General features: G+C 45.0%; 1 protein-coding gene. It reads left to right on the top strand.

Annotated elements, in window-relative coordinates; genetic code table 11:
* A partial coding sequence (locus ACFIO5_RS10390) for a glycine-rich domain-containing protein (RefSeq protein ID WP_522729884.1) occupies positions 1-867 on the top strand: 867 nt, incomplete at its 5' end.
* Positions 868-1134: the final 267 nt, after the last annotated feature.

Raw genomic sequence — 1134 nt, 5'->3', positions numbered from 1 at the left:
TCGTCGTTTAGCCTTATTCATAATGGTGAAACGGTGACAAGTTTAAGCACAAATGGAAGTACCTTGAAAGGACCTTTAAAAGTGGATGGAGATCTTGTTTATACGAAAGCGCAAGTGGATGCCGCCATTTTGTCACAAATAAAGAGTCTTAAAAAAGATTTGACCGATAAAATCACGAATTGGCCGGCTCTTGCTGATGCTGAATTGCTGTATACGCAGGATGGAAAAATTGAATGGCCCGATTGGGTGACAGATAAAACCAAAGTCGAAATCCAAGCATGGGGTGGAGGTGGCAGTGGTGGCGGAGCCTATTTGTCAGGATTAGGAGGAGGTGGTGGTGGTGCCGGTTGTTCAGTCTGGTATGGCTATAAAGCCAGTTTAAAGGGTCATGAGAATATCACAATTGGTAAAGGAGGAGCTTCTGTGGGAAAGCAGTGTGTAAACGGTAAGTCTGGAGGAACAACAATCATTGGCAAGAATTTTATCACCGCCACAGGAGGAAACTATGGTAGTGCTGGTTACTATAGTTCACGAAATGGTTATGTTACTGGCTGCTATTCAGGAAGTGGTGGTACTGGAGGAGTAGGGGGAAATTTTGGCTTGGCAACGGATGAGCACCTAGGACTTGCTAAAGGCGGGAATGGTTATGCTGGAACAAGCGGAATTACGAGTAAGACAAGCGGTAACGGAGGTGATGCTGGGGGTGATACATCAAGAGGTGGCGCTGGAGGGATAGGACAAGGTTCCTATAGTTCAGGAAAAGCAGGGCGTGGTTTTGGTGGTGGTGGTGCTGGCTCTCATGGAGATTCCTCTCCAAGCGGTGCTGGAGCCGATGGTGCTGTCCTTATAAGGTTATGGAAAGAATAAATGGATGCACAAGTAACCAAGATACGACAGAAGTCAAATGGATAGCTGTTCTATAAGCAGGCTTATATGTTTTTAAGTCCTTTTATCGCTCTTTAAAAGCCCTTTGAAAGGGCTTTTTTTGACTGACAGTGTCAGGCTTATGGAGCATGGTGATGGTTGTTATTCTCTCTTCATTGATTTGGAGAGCAAGATGGCAATAGAATTTAATCATGGGATTCGCATTGTAGAGGCTGGTGAGGATTCCCGTCCTTTAGCAACATTTGATCA

It is taken from the genome of Bartonella sp. AA86SXKL (genome assembly GCF_042196885.1).
The sequence above is the reverse complement of the archived record's forward strand: the minus strand, read 5'-3'. Positions and strand labels throughout refer to the sequence as shown.